A 17,442-nucleotide genomic window follows, 5' to 3' on the forward strand; every position below is an offset into this window, starting at 1 on the left:
ATTGAGTATTGCGTTGAAGAACCAGCCCCTCGACGACCGGCTAAGCCGGCGGAATTTCGAGCGACTGGCGAAATACATCTACGACTACAGCGGCATCAAGATGCCGCCCAACAAGGTGACCATGCTTGAGGGGCGGCTGCGCCGGCGGCTGCGGGTCGTCAAAGTGGACAGCTTCGACGCCTATTGCGATTACCTGTTCGAACAGGGCGGTCTCGCGGACGAATCGGTTCACCTCATCGATTCGGTAACAACCAACAAGACAGACTTCTTCCGCGAGCCCCGGCATTTCGACTACCTCGTCGAACGGGGGCTGCCTGACATCCTTCAAACCTTCGGCGATAAGCGGATCAGGGCGTGGAGCTCTGCCTGTTCGACGGGGGCGGAGCCTTACACCATGGCGATGGTGCTTGCCGATCACCTGGCTGCTTCCGCGCCGGAGCGCGACTTCTTTGTGCTGGCGACGGACCTTTCCACGGAGGTGCTGCAGACGGCGCACAAGGGGATCTACAACGCTGACCTCCTACAGCCCGTGCCCCCGGCGATGATGCAGAAACACGTCATGCGCTCGGCACATCGACAGCGCAATGAGGTGCGCATCTCGCCGCGCCTGCGTTCGCGCGTCGGCTTTGCCCGGCTCAACCTGATGGACGCGTCCTACCCGGTAGGCGACCTGATGCACATCATCTTCTGCCGCAACGTGATGATCTACTTCGACAAGCCGACCCAGCAGCGGGTGCTGTCACGCCTCTGCGATTGTCTGATCCCAGGCGGATACCTTTTCATCGGCCATTCGGAGACCGTGTCCGGGCTAGACCTGCCGCTTCGACAGGTTGCCAATACCATCTTCAAGCGCGTGTAACCCTATGTTCAAGAAGACCCGGGTGCTGATCGTCGATGATTCCGCCAGTGTCCGGCAAACGCTTGCCGCCGTCTTGGCGGCGGACCCGGAGATCGAGGTAATCGGTGCCGCCAACGATCCCTTCATGGCGGCGCGGAAGATCCGCGAGGAAATCCCGGATGTCATCACGCTCGATGTCGAGATGCCGCAGATGGATGGTATCACCTTTCTGCGCAAGTTGATGAGCCAGCACCCCATTCCTGTCGTGATGTGCTCGTCGCTGACGGAGGCGGGGTCGCAGACGCTGATGCAGGCGCTGGAAGCGGGAGCCGTGGATGTGATCCTCAAGCCGAAGATCGGCGCTGCAGACCATCTGGCGGAATCGGCCGAACGCATTCGCACGGTGGTGAAGTCGGCCGCGCGGGCCGAGGTTGGCAAGCTGCGTCGCTACAAACAAGGCGAAGCCGCCAGCACAAGGCTCACCGCAGACGCAGTTCTTCCGCCGCCGCGTGCCGGTGCTATGGCAAAAACGACCGAGATGGTCGTCTGTGTCGGTGCCTCGACAGGCGGGACGGAGGCACTGCGCGAAATGCTGGAGGCGCTGCCGGCCAATGCCCCTGGCATGGTGATTGTCCAACACATGCCGGAGAAGTTCACGGCAGCCTTCGCCAACCGCCTGAACGGTCTATGTGCCGTGGAGGTCAAGGAAGCCACGGACGGCGATGCGGTTTTGCGCGGGCATGTTCTGATTGCGCCGGGCGGCGAGAAGCACACGCTGCTGGAACGCCGCGGTGCGCGCTACGAGGTTTGCGTGCGCAGCGGTCCTCTCGTCAGCCGTCACCGCCCCTCGGTAGATGTCCTGTTCCGATCCGCTGCGCGGTCGGCCGGTGCAAATGCGATGGGAGTGATCATGACGGGCATGGGCGACGACGGCGCGCGCGGCATGCTGGAGATGCACGAGACCGGTGCGTTCACGGTCGCACAAGACGAGGCAACGTCTGTCGTGTTCGGCATGCCCAAGGAGGCGATCGCGCGCGGCGGGGTCAACAGGGTCATCCCGCTGGAGCAGATCGCTCGTGAGATCCTTGCGGCAGACCGCCGTCGTTAGCCGAGGTCGCGCTGGCTATCTACTCTTCGCGTCAAAAGATGAGCATCAGCAACAGGACTACCACGATCAACCCGATCAGGAAGATCGCGCCGATTGTTCCGCCTATGAATTTCAACATATGTCCTCTCCTTTCGCTGTCCACTGGAACGGGACGGTCGATGGCAGATTTGACGTCCCTTGGGACAAAGCGCTGAGCCCCAAGAGGTTCCGCGCTGGCGTTGTCGTAGACATGCGCCGGTTGACGTGTCGCAGTGATAGCCGTCGTCAGTTGCGAAAAACGGTACAGGCGCCGCCGGCAGCCTTGATCTGTGAACAGAGCGCCTGTGCCTGGGCTCGTGTCTCGCGGCCGATGCGCGCGGCGTAACGTGTTCGATAGCCGAAATTGCCGCGGGTCTGCGGGATGATCAGCGGTTGCTCGTTCCTGAACTGAGGCGGCAACTGGGCCACCGCGCGAGCAAACAGCCGCTGTGCCACGTCCGGCTTGAGATGCGCCGCCAGTTGTACTCCCCAAGGTGCCGCCTGAGCGTCTGCCATGGTCGTGGTGGGTGACAGTCGACGGGTCTCGGCCAGCGCGACGCAGCTTTCCAGGAACGCCTTGTCTTTGGCGAGAGCCGGGGCCGCCGGCTCGGGTGGCTGTCTGATCCATTGCTCTACCGGATGGCCGGTGATGGCGAGGACATAGGCGCGCGTTTCCAGAGGCAGCGAGCCTCCGGCCAGAAAAGATGTGAGGCGGGCCTCGCCGGCGTTATAGGCCGCCGCCGCCAGGCCATAGCCGCCGAAGCGGTCGTGAAGTTCGCGCAGGTAGGTCGCCGACGCTTCAAGGGCAGCCAAAATGTCGAAGCTGTCGCTGAGGCCTCGCAGCTTCGCCGTCGCTGGCATGAACTGCGCGATGCCCTCTGCCCCCTTGGGGCTGACCGCATGAGGCCGGAAAAGGCTTTCGCGCCAGATCAGTCGTGCGAAGAACTCCGCAGGCACGTCCCGGGTCCTCGCGAAATATCCGATGCCGGCGCAGAGATCCTGGTTAAAACTGTCCGTGCGAATGCAGAGCCGCTGCCCGGAGGATGGGTCTGTCCAGGACGACAGACAACCCACCTGGTTGTCGCGGGGCCCCGGATACCCTGCCACATCTTCGGCGTCGGCCTGCGAGACTGTTGCGCCTAGAAAAAGAAAAAGAGCAATGCGCTTCATCGGCCGGACGTGACGATCGTTGGGAGTTCCTTCAAAGGTGAGGTAGCGGCTCCTTCAGAAAAGGGAAGCTCTCGTTTGAGAAGCTTCCCGCGGTCGGTGTCTCCGGGCCTCTGCGGCTGCGCTGGATTAGCGTCCCGCCAGAAGTTCCTCGCAATAGCTCGGGCCATTGGCGCCCTGCCGGTCGGCAGTGATGCGGATCTTGCGGATGACGTAGTTCTCGTCGACCGTCAGTTGTGCCGCGCAGCTTACGTTTGCGGTGCGACCGTTCTGCAGCTTGATGCGCTGGTAGCCACCCCGCCAGTTGTAAAGCGTAGTTGCTCCTGCCGGCGTATCGCTGAGGGGAGGGCTGTACCTGGCAAAGAAGATGCCGGCGGATTGTCCCACCCAGCGCGCCTCGATGGGGTCTGCGGGCATGCCGGCGGTGGTGCAGGCGGAAAGGGCGACGGCAAGTGTGGCAGTCGCTTGAATGGTGCGGAGGTTCATGTCTCTGAAACCCTGTTTGAGAAGGCCTTCGGCTCTTGCTTTCGCCTAGCAGATTCCCGGGTGCCGTCGCAGGTGGTGAAGTCGGCGTACCGCAAAAAATGCTGACCGCCGCTTTTATGCCACGCCTTTCCCAGAGCCTCGGCCACCCCCTCTAAAACGCTGTCAGAGACAAGGGATTCCGTCTTGCCGAACCGCATCCTCTGGTCTATAGAGGCGCCGCTGGTCACGGAGTGTAGCGCAGTCTGGTAGCGCACCACGTTCGGGACGTGGGGGTCGCAAGTTCGAATCTTGCCACTCCGACCAGCCAATCCAATACCGTCGCCCTGTTTTAAACTACTTCCGGTATCGGCTGCGGTTGTTTTGGCTGTGCTTGCGCGGTTGGCGCGGCGAAATCTGCCAGTCTTTTGTGCCCTCTTTCCCTCAGGTTGAGGCACCGCTGAATTACCGGCGGATCCGTCGTGCCAGGAGGCCGTGCTGTGACCGCCCTGTCCTAGGCGACGGCGGTTGCTACGGCGTGTCGTTTGTGCTCGCGGAGCCTCCAGATGGCAATGCTGCCGAAGCAGAAGAACGAGCCGGTTGCAGTCGCAATCGCAAAGACGACCGCCTGTTCCGGCGAGAGACGCTCCAGCATGATCGCGAACACAAACGGTGCGAGCGCGGACGAGGTCTGTCGCGCCGCCGTGATCCATCCAAGCCGCGCGCCGTAGCCCGTCCGACCGAAGAGCTCCAGCGGCAGAGTTCCGCCAACGATGCTGGCCAGGCCCGATCCCAGGCCAAACAGGATCGCGAAGGCGGCAAGACCGGCCGCCCAAGGTGCCGTCGCAAGCAAGGCGCCACCCGCGACAACCAGCAGGCCCGCAGACAATGTGGCCAGGAGCGTCTGCGACAATCGCCCCCCGAAGATCATGTTGAGAAGGCGGCTAGCCACCTGGGAAGGCCCAAACAGCGTTGTGACGAAAAGGCCGAGGCTGCCGGCGCCGATGGCCCCCATCAAGGGCACCATGTGCACGAGGATCGCCGACAGGACGAATCCTTCGAGGGCAAAGCCGGCCAGCATGACCAGGAAGACCCCGTTGGGTGCCGGCGGTCGTCCTCCGATCGCAGCCGGCGCGGTTTCGCCTCCGGACTTGCGGCCAGGACGGGTCAATGTCGCGACCCAGACATGAACGGGGAGGCAGACGATCAGGTTCAGGAGGGCGAAGCATCCGTAGATCAGCCGCCAGTCCATCATCGCCTGCAGCCCCGACGTGAGAGGCCAGAAGAGGGTGGAGGCGAATCCGGCAATCAGCGTCAGGTGGGTAATGCTGCGCTGCGCACTGCTGCCTCCGACCTGAACGATCGCCGCGAAGGCTGTGCTATAAAGCACAAAGGCTGATGCGAGCTCCATGGCGATAAGGGCAACCGAGAAAAGCCAGATGTTGGTGGAGAGAGCGGCGGCCGCAAGCGCGATCGCGGCGGCGACGGAGCCGGGTGCCAGCAGTCGGCCGGCGCCCTTTGCGTCCGCCCAGCGGCCGGCGCGCGGCGCCAGGGCGCCGCCGGCCAAGAGCGCCCCGGACAGGAGTCCGAAGATCAGATCTTTGGAGACACCGAAATCCGCAGCGATTTCCGGAGCGAGCACGCCGAAGGAGTAGTAGAGTGTGCCGTAGCCAATGATCTGCGTCGCCCCCAACGCCCAGATCAGCAGCGCCGGCGCCTTGTCTTCGCTCATTCGGCCGGTTCCAGACTGGGTTCCTTGGCTGTGGACCCGCAGCCGCAGCCGCTTTTCCCTTCCGCCTTCGCCGCGAGATCAGCCTGGCAGCAGGCCTCGGCTTCGATTGGGGCCGGGCCCCCGCAGCATCCTGCCGAGGAGCCTGACTGGTCGCTGGCGTTGCCCGCGCTGCAGACGCCGGTTTCGGGCAGAACGAGATGGACCTCACGGGCAGCCTTCACGTCTCCGGCCAATTCCGCAGCGACCGACCGCACCTGTTCGTAGCCGGTTGCCATCAGGAACGTCGGCGCACGTCCATAGGACTTCGAGCCGACGATGAAGAAGCCGCGCTCCGGTTGCATCAGTTCCATGACGCCGTGCGGCGGAACGGTGCCGCAGGAATGAACATTTGGGTCGATCATCGGCGCCAGCAGGCGAGGAGCCTCCACGGCAGGATCAAGGTCCAGCCGGAGCTCCCGCAGTATGTCGAGGTTTGGCCGGGAACCGGTGGTCACGATGATCCTGTCCACCGTCACGCGCACCGGCACGCCGTCCTGCAGTGCCTCGACCTCCACACGATCGCCGGAACGTCGGAGGGACTGAATCGCAAGCGGCGCCAGAAGCTGTACGCGCCCGCTTTCAATCGCGCGGGAAGCCGCCAGCCCGAGATTTCCGCGGGCTGGTAACTGGTCGTTAAGACCGCCGCCCAGGAGACGCTCCATCCGATTTCGCCGAAGACCCCAAAGAACCCGTGTTTGCGGCGCATGTTCCTGAACCTCCATCAGGCCAACCACGGCATTGATCGCCGAATGGCCGCTCCCGACCACCAGTACCGTGGCGCCGGCATAGTCGGCTCTGTTGCGTCCGCTGACATCGGGGATGCCATAGGTAATCTTGTCAGTCAGCTGACGCTCGCAAGGGACCGGCAGACCGTCGATCCCGAGCGGGTTCGGGCTGTCCCACGTGCCGGATGCATCAAGGACCGCACGAGCGGTGATCCTCCGCTCGTTTCCATCCGCATCCTCGAACCGGATGACGAAGGGCGCCTGGCCGCGCCCCCCATCGGACAGCTTGTCCAAGCCTTGACGCGTAACAGACGTGACTGTTGCGCCGTAGACGGTGTTGACGGAAATCTGCGGCACGCCGGCAAGGGGCTTGAGATAACGGGTGATGATCTCATCGCCGGTGGGGAGGGCCTCCATGTCCGGCTCCTTCCATCCTGCTGCCGACAGGAGGGCGGCGGCGGAGGAGTCGATGATGTAGCGCCAAGGTGAGAACACCCGAACATGGCTCCAATCCCGCAGCGAGGACCCCGCCGAAGGACCCTTCTCCAGGATCATGGGGCGGATGCCACGGGCAATGAGATGCGCAGCCGCGGCCAGTCCGACAGGGCCTGCGCCGATTACGCCGACCGGAAGTTCTGAATTCTGCTCCATGCCATTTTCCTTCCATATTATTAGAAAATTGGAAATAAAAGTCATGCCAAGGCGGTTACGTATCTGCGGCCTCCGAAGCACGAGTTGGCGTGTCCTCACAGCGACCGTCGGCACAACATTCGTCGGCCAGATAGCCGATGAGGTTGGACATTGCCCGGTAGTTGGCGCGGCAGATGAGCGTCGTGCCGTTGCGCTCCTGGGTGATCAGGTTCGCGTCCAGCAATTTCTTGCAGTGGTGCGAGAGGGTGGAAGCCGGAATTTCCAGCCTTTGCTGAAGCCCCCCCACCGGAAGGCCATCGATACCGGCCCGCACCAGCATCCGGTAGATTCGGAGACGGGTCGGGTTGCCGAGAGATTCCATCTGAGATGCAGCTATTTCGAGGTTCATGGAAATAGCTAACTCTGCAGTGGTGTCTCTGTCAACGCTATTTCGACAGAATTCGAAATAATGGCTGCGAGTCGGATTGCGAGCCGCTCTATCGATCCCGCCCGATCAGGCGAGACCGCAGCGCATTGGAGATCCCATCGAACAGGAAGACCACAAGCAGGATGAGCAGCACCATGTAGGCGACGTTTTCCCAGTCGGAATTGGTCCTCATCGCCTCCCAAAGCTTCAGACCGATTCCACCGGCGCCAACCGCGCCGATGATGGTGGCGGACCGGGTGTTCGATTCCCAAAAGTAAAGGGCCTGGGACGCGAAGACCGGCATGACCTGGGGGACCACACCATAACGCTGCACGGTCACCGGCGGCGCGCCCACGGAACGGACGCCCTCGCGCTGCTTGTCGTCGATGTTCTCCAGCGCCTCGGCATAGAGCTTGCCGAGCGTTCCCGTGTCCGTGAAGAAGATGGCGGAGATCCCGGCCAGTGGTCCAGGGCCGAAGGCCCGCGTGAAGAACAGCGCCCAGATCAGCATGTCCACGGAGCGTAGGAAATCGAACAGGCGCTTGGTCAGCTGGTTCGCCGGCCGGTTGCGGAAGATGTTACGAGCGGCAATGAAGGAAAGGGGGAAGGCGACGATCATTGCAAACAAGGTGCCGATGAAGGCCATGACGATGGTCTGCAGGAGCTTCGTCCAGACGTCGAGATGCTGCCAGGACGGGTTGTAGAGGATGTCGTTCCAGGCCAGCGACAGATTGCTTTGCGTCGGATCGATCCTTTCGCCGCCGACGATCAGCGAAGCCACCTCGCCGAAGCCCTTGCCGAAGAAGGCCGAGTTGGTGTCGAAGAAGAAGTTCTCCCAGCCAAGGAAGCGCTTGCGGATACGCACCCGGTCGGCGCTGATGTCAGCCCAGCCGGAAAAGCCGAAATAGGCGGTGATCCGGCCACCGACCGACCGCTGCGCCACCCACTCAGGCAGTTCACCCTCGGCCAGCACCTGGTCGGCATTCCGATCCAGGGTGAGGGTCACGGTTTCGCTGCCGCGGCTGAGGGTAACGCGATCCGGCTGAATGTCTATGATCCGGGAAGGCCCCATCTCGACCACGGCTTCGGTGACCACTTCCTCCGTGCGCGTCTCGCTCGTCGGGGCGCTTTCTGCCGTGGCGTCCTGCTGTGTCGGTGCTGGTGCCATGAAACTGAAGCTGGAACTTGGCGGCCTCGGGACGCTGGGCGAGGAGGTCGCCGGGATCTCAATGGTACGGGTCACCGTCTCCCGCTTTGCGTCCAGCCACGCGGGGTTCGGGTTCGGGCCGATCGGATCAAATCTTGGATACGCGATCTGCATCGATCCGTCGGTGGCAATCTCGATGTCCGGGCGGATCTCGTAGGACACCCAGTCGGCGAGGTAGTTGCCGGCAAGGCTCCAGTTCGCGCCGCCGACAACCTTGCCCACAGCAAAGAACCACCAGGCGAACATGAAATAGAGCAGGACGGCGGTGGCGATGATCGGGATGCGGAAGCGCTGCCAGGTGGAGCGGTGGAGGAGGTCCAGATGCCGGGCTGCCAGGGCGTCCATTTCGGCGGCGTTGAGAATGGTCATGACAGCCTCGCTTAGATAGCTTGGAACGCCTGGTCGCCGACCAGCCTGCGCCGCAGCCATGCAGAGAACTGGTCTACGGCGATGATGGTCAGGAGCAGGAGAAGGACGATCGCCAGGGTCTTGGCTTCGTGCCCTTGGCCGATGGAAAGGCGCAGTAGCTCGCCGATACCGCCGCCGCCGACCGCACCGATAATGGTGGAGGCGCGCACGTTAATCTCCAGACGCAGCAGGAAGTAGCTCATGAAGTTCGGCATGACCTGCGGCACCATGCCGAACCAGGAGCGCTCCAGCCAGTTAGCACCGACGGCCTTCAGACCTTCGTCCGGCTTCATGTCGGCGTTCTCGATCACCTCGAAGAACATTTTGCCCAGCGCGCCGATCGTGTGGATGGAGACAGCGATCAGTGCCGGAATTGGTCCGAGCGAGAAAATGGCCAGAAAGAAACCCGCTATGACGACTTCGGGGAAGGCGCGAAGCAGTTCCATCAGGCGGCGAACCGGGCCTCGAACCCAGGGGTTCGGCGTCATGTTCTTCGCCGCGAGGAAGGAGAGCATAAAACCGAAGATCAAGCCGATGCCCGTGGCGGCAATGGCGATGTTCAGGGTCACCAGCATCTGATGGACGTATTCCGGCAGATAAAAGTTCTCTGTTAGGTACAGCCGCCCTTCGGGATAGTTGTATTTCAGGCTGCCGTCGTCATAGGGGGAGGGGAGGTCGAAAAGCGCACGCCAGACTTCCATGCCGTCCCTGGGGATCAACTGGCCGACGAAGTCGAAGAAGTACGGCAGGCGGTCGAAGAACTTCCCAGCGTTGGTTTCGTTCGCAAACCACAGCGAGCCCGACACGACCAGCAGCAGGAGAGCACCGGAGACGAACGTGTAAAAGCGGCGTTGACTGGCTAACTGCTGCCAATGGCGCTCGACAAGGGCTCCACTTTCACTGAGTGTCGGCTTGATGACGGACGTCGGCATTCGGGCTACCCTGATGAAGCTGCGGCTGAAGAAAAGGCCGCCGAACGCGCAGTTCAGCGGCCTTGATAGATCGGCGGATCAGCCGCCGATGGTTGCCTTGCGGGCGTCGATGATCGGCTTGTAGAAGTCGACGTCAACTTCAGAGAAGCCGGTGAAGTCGCCGCCCTGGATGGCGGAGAAGCAGGCCGGGTCGCTCTTTGGAAGTTCCATCATGAACGCCTTGAACTTTGCCTTCATGTCGTCATTCATCGAAGCGCGAACGACGACCGGTCCGTTCGGGATCAGCGGCGACTTCCAGAGTTCGACCAGGTCATCCATGTTGAGGACGCCCTTGTCGACCATCTTGCGAAGGTTGCCGGAAGAGTAGCCGTCCTTGAAGTCGCCGACGCCCGAGCCCCAGGTGGTGCCAGCGTCGAACGTGCCCTTCACGACTTCGAGAACGAGGTTTTCGTGACCGCCACCGAAGCCGGTTTCAGCGACAAATTCCTTGACCGGGGTGCCGCCGAGGGCTTCGGGAAGGGTGACGACCGGAATGAGGTAACCAGAAGTGGAGTCCGGGTCAGCATAGCCCAGCTTCTTGCCCTTGATGTCGGTGACCTTGGTCATGCCGGAATCCTTGCGGGCAACCATGATCGAGTGGTAGCCCATCGAGCCGTCGGTCTGAACGGTCGTCAAGATCGGCTCTACAGCTTGCGGATCTTCCAGGTAGACCTTGGCATAGCCGGAGGCCCCGAGTTCGGCGTAATCGAGCGTGCCGCCGAGGAGGCCCTGGATGACGCCGTCGTAGTCGGCAGCCGGGAACAGCGAGACCTTTTCAACGCCGAGAACGGACGGCAGTTTTTCGGTCATGCACTGGAAGTTGCGCAGGCGGTCGGCTTCGTTTTCGCCGCCGAGGATGCCGATGCGGAATTCCTTTAGGTCCTCGGCCATGACGTTGCCGGCGAGAGCGACGAGAGCCGCGGTAGCGAGCAGAGTTTTCTTCAGCATGAGGTCTCTCCTGTTCGTCCGGTCCCCCGGACTGTTGTTGCATGAGGTGCCCTTGACGCGGGCGTTACGATCGATCGTGCGGGATCAGGCGCTGGCTGCGGCCAGGGCGCCGATGCCGGCAGATTGGCGTGCGGCCTTCTCTGAAGCCGCCGGAATGTTGATGCTTGTGGAAGTCATCGTTTCGTCGATGCCGGCGCCGTCACGATCGGAGCCGTAGATGGCGTGAACGGCGTCCGCTGTCAGTTCCGCAGGCGTGCCATCGAAGACGACACGACCGGCAGCCATGCCGATGATGCGCTCGCAATAGGAGCGGGCCGTGTCCAGCGTGTGGAGATTGGTGATCACGGTGATGCCTTCGCGCTCGTTGATGTCACGCAGGGCATCCATGACGATCTTCGCATTCAGCGGGTCGAGGGAGGCGATCGGCTCGTCCGCCAGCACCATCTTCGGTGCCTGCATCAACGCCCGCGCGATCGCCACACGCTGCTGCTGTCCTCCAGACAATGTTCCCGCGCGCTGCAGGGCCGTCTGCTCGATACCCAGCCGTTCCAGCGCGGCGATGGCCATGATGCGTTCTTCGCGGGTAAAGACGTTGAGCAGGCTCATCGCTGTGGAGCGATGGTTGAGCCTGCCGAGCAAAACGTTCGTCAGAACGTCAAGGCGCGGAACGAGGTTGAACTGCTGGAAGATCATCGCACAATCGCGCTGCCAGCGGCGCAACTCGCTGCCGCGCAGGCCAGAGACTTCAAGATCCTCGAAATGGATGGTTCCCGACGATGCGTCGGTCAGCCTGTTGATCATGCGCAGCAGGGTGGACTTGCCGGCTCCCGATCGGCCGATAACACCGACCATCTGGCCTTGCGGGATGTCCAAGGTGACGGCATCGACTGCCGTCCGCTGCCCAAAGACCCGAGTGAGGTTCGTCAGTCGCATCCTGTGTCCCCTGTTTTAGCTGAGGGGTCACTAGCGACGGTTCATGAAGGTCCCATGTCAGGATGATGTAGGATTCATGAAGATCGCCCGGTGCCTTATGTTGTGCACCGGTTCCGGGAGCAGGCATCAAAACCCATCTAGACGACCTGGAGGCGCGTGCACACCCCGGCGAAGCCATACGTTCACCGGGTGGAGCCCATGTGCTCAGGCGCGAATAAAAAGCACTCCGACGAGGCCGAATACGGCAATGGATTGCAGAATGAACATGGGCCATTCAGCTGCCAAAAGCGCTCTCCCTGTCCGTGTGGCCGCACGCGTGGCGCAGCGGGTGATGAGAGCCAAAGGCTTCGAAGTGCTTTCCTTGCCTCTACGGCCTAAGCAGCAATCGCAACCATCGCTCAGTGTCTGCTTTCGAGAACGTCCCGCTTGCGTAGATCCTCGATTGCGGCCACTGCTTCGTCGGCCGACCAGCCAGCCTTCACGGCAGCATCGACAATCCTTGCCTCGCATTCCAGCGCCAGGCGATTGTAGACCGGCTCGATCGCTTCCTGGAGTGTCAGGATGTGATCCTCGGGTTTGACGTGGATATGCGCCGACATTGCCATGTTGCTCTCCATATCGAGGGGGACAGGTGTCGAATTCGGCGCACCACGTTTTGTTCCCCATTGCGTCACAAGAATGTCGTAGAAGCTGAAGGTGAGGTATTTCTGCCGCATCCTGGCGCCTCTCGCCGCGTAGTGAGCGGCCCCTGGGAGGCGGTGGCCGATCACCATCGGCCGCGGGGTGATGGCCCCGGTTCGCGTCGCGGGCCGCCCCAGCTTTGCTCCGGGATGGAAACTTTGGGGAGAGATTTGCTCATCATCGCCATGTCATGAAACCGCTGTTTCTGTTCTCGCCGGAGCCGAACGTTCATAATCAGCGAAAGAACATGGAAGAACCTCATGACGATGCAGGATGCCTCTGGCCCTCGTCTGGCCGAAATCGCCGTGACGCTCGATGCGCGCTTCGGAACGCTTGACCTTCCGGGGCGGTTGGCGCTGTCCAGCGAACTGGGGCGAGCCGTTTTTACAACCAGTCTTGGCATCGAGGACCAGGTCGTCGCGGCCGCGATCGGGATGGAGCGCCTGGACATCAAGGTCACGACCTTGGAGACCGGCCGCCTGTTTCCCGAGACGCTTGCTCTCATCGACGAGACTGAGGACCGCTTCGGCCTGTCCATTCGTCGCTGTCATCCTGATCAAGCTGACATTGATGCCTATGTGGCGCGGTATGGTCTCAACGGCTTCTATGAGAGTGTGGAGGCTCGTCACGCCTGCTGTCATGTCCGTAAGCTTAAGCCGCTTGCCCGTGCGCTCGAAGGAGCGACGGTTTGGGTTACCGGACTGCGCCGCAGCCAATCCGGTACCCGCGCAAGCACCCCCTTCGTCGAGTATGATGCGGAGCGCGGTCTTCTCAAGGTCAACCCCCTTGCGGACTGGTCGCTGGATGAGATCAACGCGTATGTCGATGAGCATGCCGTGCCGATCAACCCCTTGCACAAGCGCGGTTATCCGTCGATCGGCTGTGAGCCCTGCACCCGCGCCATAAAGCCCGGGGAGTCGGAGCGCGCCGGCCGCTGGTGGTGGGAAAACGACGAGAAGCGAGAGTGCGGTCTGCATGTGCCGGAGGCCGCCGCTTCCTTGCCGAACTCCAGTTCCCTTTGAACCCCGGCGAGCCCGCTGTTCGCCCCGGAGAATGTTTGTATGTCCGATACCCTTCACGCCGCAGACCCCAAGCCTGCTTCATCCCGTAAGCCGCCGCTCGATCCGCATCTGAAAGCGCTGGAGAACGAAGCGATCCACATCTTCCGGGAGGTGGCTGCTGAATTCGAGCGCCCAGTGATGCTCTATTCGATCGGCAAGGACTCCTCTGTCCTGCTGCATCTGGCGCGCAAGGCCTTCCATCCTGGGCGCATCCCGTTCCCGCTGCTCCACATCGATACCGGATGGAAATTCCCGGAGATGATCGCGTTTCGCGATGAGATGGCGCGCCGCTTCGAGCTCGACCTGATCGTCTACACCAACCCGCGCGGTGCAGCTGAAGGCATCTCGCCGATCATCCACGGCTCCGCCTACCATACCGACGTGATGAAGACCGAGGCGCTTCGCCAGGCGCTGGACGCCGGCAAGTATGACGCAGCCTTCGGTGGCGCGCGGCGCGACGAGGAGGCTTCGCGTGCCAAGGAGCGCATCTATTCCTTCCGCACGCCCGATCACAAATGGGATCCACGCAACCAGCGTCCCGAGCTCTGGAACGTCTACAACGGCATGGTCCGCAAGGGCGAAAGCGTGCGCGCCTTCCCGCTGTCCAACTGGACCGAGGTCGACATCTGGCGCTACATCCAGGCTGAAAACATCCCGCTGCCGCCGCTCTACTACGCCAAGAAGCGCAAGTATGTGGAGCGTGACGGCATGCTGATGTGGGCGGAGGATCCGCGCTTCGAGCCGCTTCCGGGTGAGCAGGTCCAGGAGGGCATGCTGCGCTTCCGTACGCTCGGCTGCTGGCCGCTGACCGGTGGCATCCGCTCCACGGCGACGACGCTGGAGGAGGTCATTGCCGAACTCGAGATTGCCACTGTCTCCGAACGCCAGGGACGCGCCATCGACCGCGACCAGTCCGGATCGATGGAAAAGAAGAAACGCGAAGGATATTTCTGAGATGACCGCATCCGCCACCGCCACCACGGCCGCCGTTCATCCCGCGGCCGACACCCTGCCGGTCACGCGCGACAGCCGCCCGCTGCGGCTGATCACCTGCGGCTCGGTTGATGACGGTAAGTCCACCCTAATCGGTCGACTGCTTTGGGATACGAAGGCTGTCAAGGAAGATCAGGCTGCGACGCTGCAGCGGGATTCGGGTCAGCAGAACGATCTGGGGCTGCCGGACTTCGCGCTTCTGCTCGACGGCCTGCAGGCCGAGCGTGAGCAGGGTATTACCATCGACGTCGCCTATCGCTACTTTGCAACGGAACGCCGTTCCTTCATTGTCGCCGATACCCCCGGCCATGAGCAATACACCCGTAACATGGCGACCGGCGCCTCGACGGCGGATCTGGCCGTGCTCCTGGTGGATGCCCGTGCGGGCCTGCTGGAGCAGACCCGCCGGCATGCGACCATTGCTTCGCTGATGGGCATCCGGCAGTTCGTGCTCGCGGTCAACAAGTTTGACCTTGTCGGCTACGACCGCGACGTCTTCGACAGGATTTCCCACGACTTTAAGGAACTGGCGCTGTCGCTCGGCGTCCGCCAGATCACAGCGATTCCGATGTCGGCGCTCAAGGGCGAGAACGTTGTCTATTCCGCTGAAGCGGTCATGCCCTGGTACGACGGTCCGACCCTGGTGGAGACACTGGAACTGGCAACCGTGCGCTCTGCCCAGTCTGGCGGCTTCCGGTTGCCGGTGCAGCGCGTCTCGCGTCCGGGCGAAAGCTTCCGTGGCTACCAGGGCACCGTTGCCGGCGGTTCGGTCAAGCCCGGCGATTCCGTCGCCATCCTGCCGTCCGGCATGGTTGCCAACGTCAAGCAGATCGTCACCTTCGACCTCGTCCGCAATGCCGCCGTTGCCGGGGACGCTATCACGCTCGTTCTCGACCGCCAGGTCGACGTTTCGCGCGGCGACATGATCGTCTCGCTCGACGCGCAGCCGATGACAGGTCTCGAGTTCGAGGCACAGATCGTGGCCCTTCAGCCGGAGGGCATAGAGCCCGGCAAGCGCTACTGGCTGAAGAGCGGGAGCCGCCGCCAGCGAGTGTCGATCAAGCCGACGTCGCAGTTGGAGCTGTCCACGGGCTCATGGCGCGCCCACGCGGACCGTCTGGCGATGAATGCGATCGGCAAGGTCCAGCTCAGCTTCGACGAACAGGCCATCTTCGATCCATACGACCAGAACCGCTCAACCGGCGCCTTCATCCTGATCGACCCTGACACGCACAACACCGTGGCGGGCGGCATGATCACGAACAAGCGCAGCGGCGGCATCGGGATCCGATACGAAGGCGAGCGTGTGGTGCTGTCCCTGCCGGCCGATCTGGCGGACCAGATCATGGCAAGCGAACTCTTTGCCAACCGACGTGACGAGGCCGAGGTGCGACGGATGACCTCCGCTCAGGCGGCCGATCTCTTTTCCAACGCGGCGAGCGATATCTGAGGCTCAAGTTGGGGCAGGACGCGTTGTCCCCCGTTCGATAAGCTCGAAGCCTAGCTCGATGGGTTCCGTCGGGGGCTTTTCACCATTGAGCACCCGGATGAGCAAGTCGATTGCCCGGTAGCCCATCTCGAACCTCGGCACCCGAAGGGTGGTGAGGGCGGGCTGGCTATAGCGGGCGAAGCCAAGATCGTTATAGCCGCAGATTCCGAAGTCGGGCACGCAAAGCCCCATGCGCTGCGCCTCGAACAGGACGCCGAGCGCCAGGTCATCGTTCTGGCAGAAGACGCAATCAAGATCCGGCGCCTGCTCCCTCAGGCGCTGGACGAGCATGCAGCCAAGTTGCACGCTTGTGGGCGCATCTTCCGAAGCAATAAGCGCCGCATCGGCAAGCCCGGCCTCCTGCATGGCAAGGCAATAGCCCTCCTGCCTGCGCTCCGACCGCACGTCACGCGTACCGCCGATAAGACCGATCCGGCGATAGCCGCAGGAGACGAGATGCCGGACGGCCGCCGCCGCGGCGTCACAGTGGTTGATGCCGATGGCCATTCCGCTTCGCGTCAGGTGAAGATCGACGATCTGCACCACCGGGCAGGGCGCTTTTGCCAGCAGTTCCAGCGTCCCATCCCGTTCCTGCAGGCCCGAAAGCAGAATGCCAGCCGGATGCTGCGAGAGGAACACGCGCAACTGCCTGCTTTCCTCCTCCGGGTCATAGCGCGAGCTCGCATACTGAATGCGCAGGTCGGAGGTCCTCACGCGCTCCTCGATCCCTCGCATGATGCCAAGATGCGCGTGGCTGGTGAGCGCTGGGGCAAGCACGCCGATCACGCCGCTGTGGCGGCTCGCGAGTGCCCGCGCCGCGAGGTCGGGCACATAGCCCATTTCCTCTACGCGGGCGAGTACCCGCTCGCGTAGTGCCTCCGACACCTTTTCCGGCTCCCGCAGGGCGCGGGATACGGTGATAGGGCTGACGCCAAGGCTCTCCGCCACGTCCGTCAGCGTTACTCTTTCCGTCCTGGAACGACGATGCGGCATAGTCTCTCCCCACGAGCCGCGACACAACGAACGCGTTGCTCCCCCATCGCTCGTCCATCACTATCAACTAAGGCTCTTTGGGTGTTCGGCAAGTATTGGGGCCGTCGGCTCAAGGCAGCCGTTCGATGCCAGCACTGGCACGGCTTCACTTCCCGGTGAACACTCTGGCGTTTTGCCGACAGGTCCACATCTGTTGATGCAGTCCAAGAAGAGAGGTTGAACATGTTGCGAACGCTCCTGCCGAAACTGCTTGTCGCCGGGGCTCTCGGCACCCTTGCAGCCACCACGGCGACGGCTCATCACGGGTTTTCCTGGGCCGAGGCCGAGCAGATCGAACTGACCGGCACCATCACCGAAATCTCCTTCGCCCCGCCGCATCCGTCCATGCAGGTCCAGGCCGAGGATGGGGTGTGGACCGTCGAGCTTAGCAATCCCGGCAAGACGCAGCGCTCCGGTTTCGTCGAGGGCGTGGCAAACGTCGGCGACGCCGTCACGCTGATCGGGAACCGGTCCAAAGATCCAGAGGAACTGCGAATGAAGGCGGTGCGGGTCACGGTCGGCAACAAGACTTATGACATTTACCCGGAGCGGATCGAGACGAACTGAGGCTTG

17 protein-coding genes and 1 tRNA gene are annotated in these 17,442 nt (G+C 62.5%); 7 read left to right on the forward strand and 11 right to left on the reverse strand.

Features of this window, described 5'->3' with window-relative positions; all coding sequences use genetic code 11:
- Position 1: 1 nt before the first annotated feature.
- Both LXM96_RS13670 and LXM96_RS13675 read left to right on the forward strand, forming a co-directional pair.
- Entirely contained in the window at positions 2–859 is an 858-nt protein-coding gene (locus LXM96_RS13670) for a CheR family methyltransferase (RefSeq protein WP_239999112.1), read from the forward strand.
- Between the two features lie 4 nt (positions 860–863).
- Positions 864–1,946, forward strand: coding sequence for a protein-glutamate methylesterase/protein-glutamine glutaminase (locus tag LXM96_RS13675; RefSeq protein ID WP_239999113.1), 1,083 nt, complete (start codon positions 864–866; stop codon positions 1,944–1,946).
- A gap of 264 nt (positions 1,947–2,210) precedes the next feature.
- Here the strand turns inward: LXM96_RS13675 and LXM96_RS13680 are convergent, their stop codons facing one another.
- Together LXM96_RS13680 and LXM96_RS13685 are read right to left on the reverse strand one after the other, a co-directional pair.
- On the reverse strand, positions 2,211–3,134 hold the full coding sequence (locus LXM96_RS13680; protein WP_239999114.1) for a lytic transglycosylase domain-containing protein: 924 nt from the start codon (positions 3,132–3,134) through the stop codon (positions 2,211–2,213).
- A gap of 126 nt (positions 3,135–3,260) precedes the next feature.
- Positions 3,261–3,617 (reverse strand): hypothetical protein, encoded by a 357-nt coding sequence (locus LXM96_RS13685; protein WP_239999115.1) that lies wholly within the window; start codon positions 3,615–3,617, stop codon positions 3,261–3,263.
- Between the two features lie 226 nt (positions 3,618–3,843).
- On the opposite strand from LXM96_RS13685, the gene LXM96_RS13690 reads away from it, so the two are divergent.
- Positions 3,844–3,920, forward strand: a tRNA-Pro gene (locus LXM96_RS13690).
- A 187-nt stretch (positions 3,921–4,107) separates the two neighbouring features.
- Here the strand turns inward: LXM96_RS13690 and arsK are convergent.
- From arsK to LXM96_RS13730, 8 genes are all read right to left on the reverse strand, one after another.
- Positions 4,108–5,325: an arsenite efflux MFS transporter ArsK gene (gene arsK / locus LXM96_RS13695; protein ID WP_239999116.1), complete on the reverse strand. Its 1,218-nt coding sequence runs from the start codon at positions 5,323–5,325 to the stop codon at positions 4,108–4,110.
- A complete protein-coding gene (locus tag LXM96_RS13700; protein ID WP_239999117.1) occupies positions 5,322–6,740 on the reverse strand; it encodes an NAD(P)-binding domain-containing protein in 1,419 nt (472 codons plus the stop codon). Before LXM96_RS13700 ends, arsK begins: the two co-directional genes overlap by 4 nt.
- Positions 6,741–6,795: 55 nt before the next feature.
- Entirely contained in the window at positions 6,796–7,128 is a 333-nt protein-coding gene (locus LXM96_RS13705) for an ArsR/SmtB family transcription factor (protein ID WP_239999118.1), read from the reverse strand.
- Positions 7,129–7,216: 88 nt separating this feature from the next.
- Entirely contained in the window at positions 7,217–8,722 is a 1,506-nt protein-coding gene (gene phnE, locus LXM96_RS13710; protein ID WP_239999119.1) for a phosphonate ABC transporter, permease protein PhnE, read from the reverse strand.
- An 11-nt stretch (positions 8,723–8,733) separates the two neighbouring features.
- A complete protein-coding gene (gene phnE / locus LXM96_RS13715) occupies positions 8,734–9,693 on the reverse strand; it encodes a phosphonate ABC transporter, permease protein PhnE (protein WP_239999120.1) in 960 nt (319 codons plus the stop codon).
- A 78-nt stretch (positions 9,694–9,771) separates the two neighbouring features.
- Positions 9,772–10,680, reverse strand: a complete 909-nt coding sequence (phnD, locus tag LXM96_RS13720; RefSeq protein ID WP_239999121.1) for a phosphonate ABC transporter substrate-binding protein — start codon at positions 10,678–10,680, stop codon at positions 9,772–9,774.
- Between the two features lie 84 nt (positions 10,681–10,764).
- On the reverse strand, positions 10,765–11,613 hold the full coding sequence (gene phnC / locus LXM96_RS13725; protein ID WP_239999122.1) for a phosphonate ABC transporter ATP-binding protein: 849 nt from the start codon (positions 11,611–11,613) through the stop codon (positions 10,765–10,767).
- Between the two features lie 398 nt (positions 11,614–12,011).
- A complete protein-coding gene (locus tag LXM96_RS13730; protein ID WP_239999123.1) occupies positions 12,012–12,329 on the reverse strand; it encodes a hypothetical protein in 318 nt (105 codons plus the stop codon).
- A 225-nt stretch (positions 12,330–12,554) separates the two neighbouring features.
- Between LXM96_RS13730 and LXM96_RS13735 the strand changes: the two genes are divergently transcribed.
- From LXM96_RS13735 to cysN, 3 genes are read left to right on the forward strand one after another with little or no spacing between them, the layout of a single operon-like run.
- Positions 12,555–13,316 carry a phosphoadenylyl-sulfate reductase gene (locus LXM96_RS13735; RefSeq protein WP_394801960.1) on the forward strand — a complete coding sequence of 254 codons (762 nt, stop codon included), beginning with the start codon at positions 12,555–12,557 and terminating at the stop codon, positions 13,314–13,316.
- A gap of 39 nt (positions 13,317–13,355) precedes the next feature.
- Positions 13,356–14,309 (forward strand): sulfate adenylyltransferase subunit CysD, encoded by a 954-nt coding sequence (cysD, locus tag LXM96_RS13740; protein ID WP_239999124.1) that lies wholly within the window; start codon positions 13,356–13,358, stop codon positions 14,307–14,309.
- A gap of 1 nt (position 14,310) precedes the next feature.
- The gene (gene cysN, locus LXM96_RS13745) at positions 14,311–15,798 is read left to right on the forward strand and encodes a sulfate adenylyltransferase subunit CysN (protein ID WP_239999125.1); all 1,488 of its coding nucleotides are present in this window, start codon (positions 14,311–14,313) and stop codon (positions 15,796–15,798) included.
- Positions 15,799–15,801: 3 nt separating this feature from the next.
- Here cysN and LXM96_RS13750 read toward each other — a convergent pair whose 3' ends face one another.
- Positions 15,802–16,830 (reverse strand): LacI family DNA-binding transcriptional regulator, encoded by a 1,029-nt coding sequence (locus LXM96_RS13750; protein WP_239999126.1) that lies wholly within the window; start codon positions 16,828–16,830, stop codon positions 15,802–15,804.
- A gap of 222 nt (positions 16,831–17,052) precedes the next feature.
- On the opposite strand from LXM96_RS13750, the gene LXM96_RS13755 reads away from it, so the two are divergent.
- Entirely contained in the window at positions 17,053–17,436 is a 384-nt protein-coding gene (locus tag LXM96_RS13755; RefSeq protein WP_239999127.1) for a DUF6152 family protein, read from the forward strand.
- The last annotated feature ends 6 nt before the right edge of the window (positions 17,437–17,442 follow it).

The organism is Rhizobium halophilum (genome assembly GCF_021648825.1).
Lineage (GTDB): Bacteria > Pseudomonadota > Alphaproteobacteria > Rhizobiales > Rhizobiaceae > Neorhizobium > Neorhizobium halophilum.

What these genes read in the sequence shown, in the direction of transcription:
- LXM96_RS13675 (WP_239999113.1), top strand. Translation starts at nt 864, where the DNA reads ATGTTCAAGAAGACCCGGGTGCTGATCGTCGATGATTCCGCCAGTGTC.
- phnE (WP_239999120.1), bottom strand. Translation starts at nt 9,693, where the DNA reads ATGCCGACGTCCGTCATCAAGCCGACACTCAGTGAAAGTGGAGCCCTT.
- LXM96_RS13735 (WP_394801960.1), top strand. Translation starts at nt 12,555, where the DNA reads ATGACGATGCAGGATGCCTCTGGCCCTCGTCTGGCCGAAATCGCCGTG.
- phnC (WP_239999122.1), bottom strand. Translation starts at nt 11,613, where the DNA reads ATGCGACTGACGAACCTCACTCGGGTCTTTGGGCAGCGGACGGCAGTC.
- LXM96_RS13680 (WP_239999114.1), bottom strand. Translation starts at nt 3,134, where the DNA reads ATGAAGCGCATTGCTCTTTTTCTTTTTCTAGGCGCAACAGTCTCGCAG.
- LXM96_RS13700 (WP_239999117.1), bottom strand. Translation starts at nt 6,740, where the DNA reads ATGGAGCAGAATTCAGAACTTCCGGTCGGCGTAATCGGCGCAGGCCCT.
- cysD (WP_239999124.1), top strand. Translation starts at nt 13,356, where the DNA reads ATGTCCGATACCCTTCACGCCGCAGACCCCAAGCCTGCTTCATCCCGT.
- LXM96_RS13730 (WP_239999123.1), bottom strand. Translation starts at nt 12,329, where the DNA reads ATGCGGCAGAAATACCTCACCTTCAGCTTCTACGACATTCTTGTGACG.
- LXM96_RS13755 (WP_239999127.1), top strand. Translation starts at nt 17,053, where the DNA reads ATGTTGCGAACGCTCCTGCCGAAACTGCTTGTCGCCGGGGCTCTCGGC.
- arsK (WP_239999116.1), bottom strand. Translation starts at nt 5,325, where the DNA reads ATGAGCGAAGACAAGGCGCCGGCGCTGCTGATCTGGGCGTTGGGGGCG.
- LXM96_RS13750 (WP_239999126.1), bottom strand. Translation starts at nt 16,830, where the DNA reads ATGCCGCATCGTCGTTCCAGGACGGAAAGAGTAACGCTGACGGACGTG.
- phnD (WP_239999121.1), bottom strand. Translation starts at nt 10,680, where the DNA reads ATGCTGAAGAAAACTCTGCTCGCTACCGCGGCTCTCGTCGCTCTCGCC.
- cysN (WP_239999125.1), top strand. Translation starts at nt 14,311, where the DNA reads ATGACCGCATCCGCCACCGCCACCACGGCCGCCGTTCATCCCGCGGCC.
- LXM96_RS13685 (WP_239999115.1), bottom strand. Translation starts at nt 3,617, where the DNA reads ATGAACCTCCGCACCATTCAAGCGACTGCCACACTTGCCGTCGCCCTT.
- LXM96_RS13705 (WP_239999118.1), bottom strand. Translation starts at nt 7,128, where the DNA reads ATGAACCTCGAAATAGCTGCATCTCAGATGGAATCTCTCGGCAACCCG.
- phnE (WP_239999119.1), bottom strand. Translation starts at nt 8,722, where the DNA reads ATGACCATTCTCAACGCCGCCGAAATGGACGCCCTGGCAGCCCGGCAT.